Raw genomic sequence first — 7,060 nt, 5'->3', positions numbered from 1 at the left:
TGCCCCGCCCTCCCGAACAATCCGCTGACCGCCCGTGGCCATCCGGCCACGGAATCGAACGCGAACCGGGATGATCGCCATGGCCAGTCTTCACCACGACAGCACCTGCGGATACGACCAGGCCGAGCCCGGTGCCTGCGGCGGCCTCGCCCCCTGGCGCGAGCGCCTGGCCAAGCAGATGATCCTCACCCACCTCGCCGAGGGCATCCCGGTCGCCCGCCTGGCCGAAGCCTGCGCCCTCTCGCGCAGCCACTTCGCCCGCGCCTTCAAATGCACCACCGGCATGACGCCCCAGGACTGGCTGCGCCGGCAACGCCTGGCCCGCGCCAAGGAACTGATCCGCAACTCCGACCTCAGCCTCACCCGTATCAGCCTCGAATGTGGCTTCTACGACCAGGCCCACTTCTCCCGCCTGTTCACCCGCGCCGAGGGGGTCAACCCGATGAACTGGCGGCTGATCGGCGATTGATGCCACAGGTTGGCGCCGCTGCGGGCACCGGGCTGCCAGTGGCCGGATGCGCCATCCACCCGCCCCCTGGGTCAGCACCGGGGGGTTGGATCGGCACCGTAGGGTGGCGTAGAGCGCAGCGAAACCCATCGCCACAAGCGCTGGGTTGCACGCGGACTACAGGCTGGCCCGCGACCTATGCAGGGGCGACTGCAGTCGCCAAGCTGCCCTGACAGGGTGCCCCTGGCGGCAGCGCCTGGTGGATGAAGGGAGCGTCATCCACCCACGCCGATGGGCACCGTGATCCGGGTTGGGCACGGCGCCGCAGGTTGGCGCCGAGCGCAGCGAGGCCCAGGGGTGCGGGGTTCGGCGCTGTTGCGTTGGGCTTCGTACCTCAGCCCAACCTACCGGTTCAATGGGGCACGCCTTGCATCGGCGCGCCGCGCCAGAGGCTGGGCAGCGGCAGCGCCTGGCGCCATTCAGGGGTGCGCGGGTGGTGCAGCTCCAGCCGCTCGCCGCCATCGCGCAGCTTGTCCAGGGCATAGGCCCGGGTGGTTTCCAGCAGGCGGTAGCGCACCTGCTCCTCCTCCGGCTCCGCCAGCAGCAGGGATTTCGCCACCAGATGGCTGATGGTCTCGTACAGCCGCGTTTCGCTGATGCGCTCGCAGGCGATGACCCGCGCGGCGCCGTCGAAGGTGAAGGCCTGCCTGAACAGCGCCAGGCGCTGCAGCACGACGCGCTCCCGCGCAGTCAGCAGGTCATAGCTCCAATCCAGGCTGGCCCTCAGGCTCTGGTGCCGGGGCACCGCCGTGCGGCGCGCGTGGGAGAGCTGCTGGAACGGGCCATCGAGCAGCCGTTGCAATCCGTCGAGGCCCAGGCTGTCCACCTGGGCCGCGGCCAGTTCGATGGCCAGCGGCAGGCCGTCGAGGCGGCGGCAGATCTCGCTCACCAGCGGCACGTCACCCGGGCGCAGGCGGAAGCCATCCTGGCGGGCGCGGGCACGGCTGACGAACAGGCGGATGGCAGCGCAGCCCAGGGCTTGCTCCACGGAGCATTCGCCCGGCGCGGGCGGCACCGACAGGCCCGCCAGGCGCTGGACGAACTCGCCTTCGGCCAGCAGCGGCTCGCGGCTGGTGGCCAGGATCGACAGGCGCGGCGCGCGGCGCAGCAGCCCCTCGGCCAGCAGTGCCGCGGCGTCGGGCAGGTGCTCGCAATTGTCCAGCACCAGCAGTGCATGACGGCCGCACAGTTGCCGGCCGATATCGGCGACAGGGTCCGCCCCCGGGCCCTGGAGGCCGAGCGTCGCGGCCACGTGGCGGGCCACGCCGTCCGCCCTGCAATCGGCCAGGTCGATGAGGTGCGCCCCGTCCGCGTAGTGCTCCAGCAACAGCTCGGCGACGCGCAGCGCGACGGTGGTCTTGCCCACGCCGCCGGGGCCGGCCAGGGTGAAGAAGCGCCGCTGCGGCACCTCGCGCACCAGGGCCCCCACCAGCGCATCGCGGCCCTCGATGCGGGTCAGCCGAACCGGCAGGTTGTGCGCCGGCCATGCCCCCGGGGCCGCAGCCGGCACCCCGCCTTCGCAACTCACCGGGGCGACGAAGCAGTAGCCGCGCTGCGGCACGTTGGCGATGAAGCGGCGTCCGTCACGCCCGTCGCCCAGGGCCCGACGCAAGGCGGCGATATGCACCCGCAGGTTGCTCTCCTCGACCACTGTGGTGGGCCAGACGCGGGCGATGATGCAGTCCTTGCCGACCAGGTGACCGGCGTTCTCCAGCAGCAGCTGGAGGATGTCCAGGGCACGGCTGCCCAGGTGCAGCGGGCGTTCGCCCTCGAGCAACAGGCGACGCTGGACGTGGAACCGGAACGTGCCGAAGCACAGGACGGGGTCATCCGGGAAGATGGTGGGGTTGTTCATGTCGCTGTCGTGCCGACGACCCAATGGACTCGCCCTGCGAACTGCCTGCAGGGCCCCGATCCGGGCCCGTGCACCCTCCTTACGAGAATGCTTCCCATCATCCCAGCCTGGTGTGAAGGAACAATCACGGCGGGGGGAACGAGACGGCCAAGGCGGTGCCCAGGACGGACACGAGCCTGCTAGCTGAACTGCCGGCGGTACTGCGCGGGGCTGAGCCCGAGCTTCTCGGCGAACAGCACGCGCATGTGCCGCACGCTGCCGAAACCGCTGCGGTAGGCCACGGTCTTCAGGGGCAGGTCGCAGGTTTCCAGCAGGCTGCGGGCGCGGTCCAGGCGCGCGCCCTGGAGAAACTCCATGGGCGTCATCTTCACCTCGCGGGCGAACACGCGGGAGAAGTGCCGGGGGCTCATCGCCGCCAGGGCGGCCATGCGCTCGATGCTGAAGGGCTCCTCCAGGTGCTCCAGCACATGGCTCTGCACCCGCGCGATCGGCGAGTCGTCGCCCACCACGCCGGCCGCCAGCGGGCTGAACTGCGCCTGCCCACCCTGGCGCTGCATCACCACCAGCAGCACCTTGGCCACGTCCAGCGCCAGCTTGCGCCCATGGTCCTCGGCGACCACGCCCAGTGCCAAATCGATGCCGGCGGTGACGCCACCGGAGGTGAGCAGCTTGCCGTCGCGGATATAGATGTGGTCCGTCTCGATCACAGCACCCGGACAGCGCCGCGCCAGGCGCTCGATGTAATGCCAATGGGTGGTGACCCGGCGGCCGTCGAGCAGACCGGCCTCGGCGAGGATGAAGGCGCCGGTGCAGATCGAGCCGTAGCGCCGCGAGGCCTGCGCCGCGCGGTTGAGCCAGGGCACCAGTGCGCCATGGCTCTCGTTGTAGGCGCCGGGGCCGCCAGGCACCAGCAGCAGGTCGAAATCCGGCTCGACCGCCTCGATCAGGTGGTCGGCCTGCATCGCCAGGCCGTTGGAAGCCCGCACGCTGCGCTCCCCATAGGCGAGGGTGACGATGCGATAGGCCTGCTCCGGCGGCAGGTAGCGGTTGGCGATGGAAAAGACGTCCATGGGGCCTGCGACATCGAGCATCAGCAGGTCGGGAAAAAGGAGGATGGCAACGGTCTTCATGCAGCGGTCGGAGTCGTCCGGGGAAGTGGAGATGTGCAGTATGAACAGGCACCGGGAGGCTGTCTGCGAACAATTGCCAGTGGCGCGGGCGCGCAAGCGGATGCCCCGGCCTACCGCCCGTCGGAAGCAGCCGCTGCGGGCGTGTTCGCAGCCAAGCTGAAAAGACTTGTTGCTATTCCCACATCGCCGCCGGTCGGTCGAATCTCCAGAATGGCGCCTCCCTGAATCTTCGGATAAACGACGTGGATTACCTCCTGCAACTCGTGTCGAGTCCCACCGCCTGGATCGCCCTGGCCACCCTGGTCGTCATGGAAGTGGTGCTCGGCATCGACAACCTGATCTTCATCTCGATCCTCACCAACAAGCTGCCCGAGCACCAGCGCGCCAAGGCCCGCCGCCTGGGCATCGGCATGGCGCTGGTCCTGCGCCTGGGCCTGCTCGGCACGGTGGCCTGGATCGTCCAGCTGGTGCATCCGGTGTTCGAGGTGTTCGACCATGCGTTCTCGTGGAAGGACATGATCCTCATCGCCGGCGGCCTGTTCCTCTTGTGGAAGGCCACCACGGAGATCCGCCACTCGGTGGACCCGGCCCCCGAAGGCGACCTGTTCGTCGGCAAGCAGGTCGCCGCCATCGGCTTCAGCTCGGCGATCGTGCAGATCCTGCTGCTGGACCTGGTGTTCTCCATCGACAGCATCATCACCGCCGTGGGCATGACCGAGCACGTGCCGATCATGGTCATCGCCGTGATCGCCGCCGTCACCGTGATGCTGCTGGCCGCCGACCCGCTGGCGCGCTTCATCAACGACAACCCCACCGTGGTGATGCTGGCCCTGGGCTTCTTGATCATGATCGGCATGACGCTGATCGCCGAAGGCTTCGGTGCCCATGTGCCCAAGGGCTACATCTACGCCGCCATGGCCTTCTCCGCCGCCATCGAAGCGCTCAACATGCTGTCCCGCCGCGCCCGTCGCAAGGCACAGCCGCAGGCGTGACGCACCGCCCCTCTCCTGCGGGAGAGGGGCGATTTCCGTTGCCCAGGACAGCACCGTAGCCCGATAGGCACCGGGCCCGGTGGGAGCGAATTCATTCGCGATGCCTTTCGCGGATGAAACCGCCCCCATCCGCCCTGTTCGCTGCAAAAACCGCGAAACTGACCTGAACCCTTCATATAGATATGAGATCAACATCGTATCGATGCGCCAGGTGGCGATCGAAGCGCCATATCGTTACGAAGGAGTCGAACTTCGATGAATATTTCCCCTCAACTGGCCCTGTCCCAAGCCCGCGAACGGCTGCAGCACATGCGCAACGCCGCTGATGGACGCACCCTCGCCTACCGTTTCGGCGTGGCCCAGGGCTACATCAACGCCCTGCGCGACTTCGCCGGGCTGGATGCGGAAACCTGGCGTCACCTGCTGGACGAAGCCGAAGCCGTGCGCCACGAGACCGATGCCGCGCTGCACCCGCTGGTCCCCCAGGCCTTCATCCTCGCCCAGGCCGGCCCGGCCACCGAAGGCCAGCCCGCCCTGTCCTGAACGCCCCGCTCCAGCCTGCCCGGGCCCTTGCCGGCCCGGGTCAGCTGCGCGAGCGGTGCCACGCCTCCAGCTGCTCCGGTGACATCGGTCGGGCCACGTAGTAGCCCTGCACCTCGTCGCAGCCCCACCACTGCATCAGGCGGTACAGCTCCTCGGTCTCCACGCCCTCGGCCACCACGCGGTAGCCCAACTGCCGCGCGAGCTGGATCACCGCGCCCACCACCCGCTGGTCGCGCAGCTCGGTCTGCACGTTGCGCATGAAGGACTGGTCCAGCTTCACCGCGCTGGCCGGCAGGTCGCGCAGGTAGGACCAGTTGCTGTAGCCGGTGCCGAAGTCGTCGATGGCGAGCTCCATGCCCTCCGCGCGCAGGCGCAGCAGGTTGCGCCGCACCTCCTCGGGGTTCTTCATCAGCACGCTCTCGGTGAACTCCAGCTCCAGGCCCGCCGGGTCGATCCGATAGCTGCGCACCAGGGCGATGATGCGGTCGACGAAATCGGCATCGTCCATGTCGCTGGCCGAGACGTTGATCGACACCTTCCAGCCCCGGCCCTGCCGCTGCCATTGGCTGGCCTGCACGATGGCCCGCTCGGCCACCCACAGGCTCAGCGGGCGGATCAGCGCGGTGCGCTCGGCCAGGGGGATGAATTCCGCCGGGCTGATGCCCCCCAGTTGCGGGTGGCGCCAGCGCAGCAGCCCCTCGACCCCGACCAGGCGGCCACTGAGCAGGTCGACACGGGGCTGGTACTCCAGACGCAGCTGGTCCTCGGCGTGCACCGCCCTGGACAGCGACGACAGCAGCAGGAAGGCGCGCTGCTGGGCATGGTCCAGGCCCGCTTCGTAGTGGCGCCAGCGCACCCCGCTTTCGCGGGCGTTGTCGGCCGAGCTCACCAGCAGGCGCAGCCAGTCGCGATTGTCCATCTGCGGATCGAGATCGAGGATGCCGGCGCCGAAGCGGATCTGCAGCGGGATGCCCTCGCACTCGATGGGCGCCGAGAAGACGTCGGCGAGGCGGTGGGAGAGCCTCTCCACGGCCTCGCGCCGGGCGCCGTGGACGATGAAGCCAAAGCGCGTGGGGCTGATCTTGTAGAGCAGGTGCCCCTCCGGCAGCGCCTGCTGCAGACGGGTCTTGATCAGCAGCATCAACGCCGCCGAGAAGGGGTAGCCGAGCACCTTGACGATGTCGTTGAGGAAGGCCGGCGCGATCATGTCGGCCGCGACCACGGTGATGCGCTGGCCCGCGCACAGCGCCCCCTCCACGTCCTCCTCCAGGCGCAGGCGGTTGTACAGGCCGGTGGGCGGGTCGATGAAGGTGGCCTCGCGGATGTTGCGCAGGCGCAGCATCGCCAGTTCCGCGAGGGACTCCAGCATGGCGGCATCGCGCGCCGACAGCGGCGGGCGCGGCTCGCTGTCGATGATGCAGAAGCTGCCCAGGGCCAGGCGCTCCTCGGTGAGCAGCGGCACGCTGGCGTAGAAGCGGATGCCGGGCTCGCCGGTGACCAGCGGGTTGTCGCAAAAGCGCTCGTCCAGGCGCGCATCGGTGACCTGGAACAACTGCTCCGACATCACCGCCTGGGCGCAGAAGGCGTCACGCCGGGGCGTCTCGCTCACGGCCAGGCCCACCCTGGCGCAGAACCACTGGCGGTTGTCATCGATTATCGAGACCAGCGCGATGGGCACCTCGAAATATTCGGTGGCCATCTGCACCAGCTTCTCGAAGACCTCGTCCTGTCGATTTTCCAGCGGCCGCAGCGCGCGGACCCTGTTCTGGCGTTCGGTTTCATTGGGGGGGAGAGGGGTTACGTCCATATGTCCTCCCGGCGACTGGACCCTTGGCTCTGACAGCCCTCGACGACCTTTGATTCAAGCAGCCCGATCGCCGTGGCGCCGCCCCGGACGTCGAAATCGACGTCGCCTGGCCGCGCCCAACCCCCCGCGTATTCACAAGGCCATTCTCGGACTCGTCCGATGGGACAGGAACCTCCCCGGAGGCATCCTGAATCCGCTCCAGATATCGCTGCCAACCTGTCGCGG

Annotated in this window: 6 protein-coding genes; 3 read left to right on the top strand and 3 right to left on the bottom strand. The window is 68.8% G+C overall.

Going from position 1 to position 7,060, the window contains the following annotated elements; all coding sequences use genetic code 11:
• Nucleotides 1-79: 79 nt before the first annotated feature.
• The gene (locus DMX10_RS12055) at nt 80-469 is read left to right on the top strand and encodes a helix-turn-helix domain-containing protein (RefSeq protein ID WP_111261293.1); all 390 of its coding nucleotides are present in this window, start codon (nt 80-82) and stop codon (nt 467-469) included.
• Nucleotides 470-860: 391 nt separating this feature from the next.
• On the opposite strand, the gene DMX10_RS12050 is transcribed toward DMX10_RS12055, so the two are convergent.
• Together DMX10_RS12050 and DMX10_RS12045 are read right to left on the bottom strand one after the other, a co-directional pair.
• Nucleotides 861-2,363 (bottom strand): winged helix-turn-helix domain-containing protein, encoded by a 1,503-nt coding sequence (locus DMX10_RS12050; RefSeq protein ID WP_111261287.1) that lies wholly within the window; start codon nt 2,361-2,363, stop codon nt 861-863.
• Nucleotides 2,364-2,542: 179 nt separating this feature from the next.
• Nucleotides 2,543-3,493 carry a GlxA family transcriptional regulator gene (locus DMX10_RS12045; RefSeq protein ID WP_111261286.1) on the bottom strand — a complete coding sequence of 317 codons (951 nt, stop codon included), beginning with the start codon at nt 3,491-3,493 and terminating at the stop codon, nt 2,543-2,545.
• A gap of 242 nt (nt 3,494-3,735) precedes the next feature.
• Between DMX10_RS12045 and DMX10_RS12040 the strand changes: the two genes are divergently transcribed.
• Nucleotides 3,736-4,485, top strand: coding sequence for a TerC family protein (locus DMX10_RS12040; RefSeq protein WP_111261285.1), 750 nt, complete (start codon nt 3,736-3,738; stop codon nt 4,483-4,485).
• A gap of 255 nt (nt 4,486-4,740) precedes the next feature.
• Nucleotides 4,741-5,028, top strand: a complete 288-nt coding sequence (locus DMX10_RS32780) for a hypothetical protein (RefSeq protein WP_158545597.1) — start codon at nt 4,741-4,743, stop codon at nt 5,026-5,028.
• 40 nt (nt 5,029-5,068) lie between these two features.
• On the opposite strand, the gene DMX10_RS12035 is transcribed toward DMX10_RS32780, so the two are convergent.
• On the bottom strand, nt 5,069-6,835 hold the full coding sequence (locus tag DMX10_RS12035; protein ID WP_111261284.1) for a bifunctional diguanylate cyclase/phosphodiesterase: 1,767 nt from the start codon (nt 6,833-6,835) through the stop codon (nt 5,069-5,071).
• Between the last annotated feature and the right edge of the window lie 225 nt (nt 6,836-7,060).

It is taken from the genome of Pseudomonas sp. 57B-090624 (assembly GCF_003234055.1).
Classification (GTDB): domain Bacteria; phylum Pseudomonadota; class Gammaproteobacteria; order Pseudomonadales; family Pseudomonadaceae; genus Metapseudomonas; species Metapseudomonas tohonis.
The sequence above is the reverse complement of the archived record's forward strand: the minus strand, read 5'-3'. Positions and strand labels throughout refer to the sequence as shown.

Excerpts from the sequence above, each read along its gene's own strand:
- DMX10_RS12055 (WP_111261293.1), top strand. The coding sequence starts at position 80 with ATGGCCAGTCTTCACCACGACAGCACCTGCGGATACGACCAGGCCGAG.
- DMX10_RS12050 (WP_111261287.1), bottom strand. The coding sequence starts at position 2,363 with ATGAACAACCCCACCATCTTCCCGGATGACCCCGTCCTGTGCTTCGGC.
- DMX10_RS12045 (WP_111261286.1), bottom strand. The coding sequence starts at position 3,493 with ATGAAGACCGTTGCCATCCTCCTTTTTCCCGACCTGCTGATGCTCGAT.
- DMX10_RS32780 (WP_158545597.1), top strand. The coding sequence starts at position 4,741 with ATGAATATTTCCCCTCAACTGGCCCTGTCCCAAGCCCGCGAACGGCTG.
- DMX10_RS12035 (WP_111261284.1), bottom strand. The coding sequence starts at position 6,835 with ATGGACGTAACCCCTCTCCCCCCCAATGAAACCGAACGCCAGAACAGG.